At 60.8% G+C, this 452-nt stretch carries 1 protein-coding gene; it reads right to left on the bottom strand.

The features are described 5' to 3' along the window. A partial coding sequence (locus IEX81_RS07975; RefSeq protein ID WP_229727523.1) for an SH3 domain-containing protein occupies positions 1-328 on the bottom strand: 328 nt, incomplete at its 3' end. Positions 329-452 lie beyond the last annotated feature (124 nt).

Here is a 452-nt window from a genome sequence, read left to right as displayed (position 1 = left end):
CATACGCTGTTCCGCCTTTATATGCGATCTGGAGCCAGTTCCCGCTCGCCCCGACCACGTTCACCTGTGTCCCTTTGGCCAGCGTGGCCAGCCACTGGCTGCCCACCGACGCTCCCGTCCTTACGTTCAGGTCGTCCGTTGTTGTCCCGGTGTACTGTACTTGCGGCGTGGGCGCAGGCGACGAACTTGTGCTCCCGGGTTTCTGCACATAGTCTCCCGATACGTACGCTATTCCGCCTTTATATGCGATCTGGAGCCAGTTCCCGCTTGTCCCGACCACGTCTACCTGTGTCCCTTTGGCCAGTGTAGCCAGCCACTGGCTGCCCACCGACGCTCCCGTCCTCACGTTCAGGTCGTCCGTTGTCGTTCCGGTGTACTGTACTTGCGGCGTGGGCGCAGGCGACGAACTTGTGCTCCCGGGTTTCTGCACATAGTCTCCCGATACATACGCT

The sequence above is a fragment of the Sporolactobacillus putidus genome (genome assembly GCF_014647035.1).
Classification (GTDB): domain Bacteria; phylum Bacillota; class Bacilli; order Bacillales; family Sporolactobacillaceae; genus Sporolactobacillus; species Sporolactobacillus putidus.
This window is presented reverse-complemented; position numbering and strand designations above follow the sequence as displayed.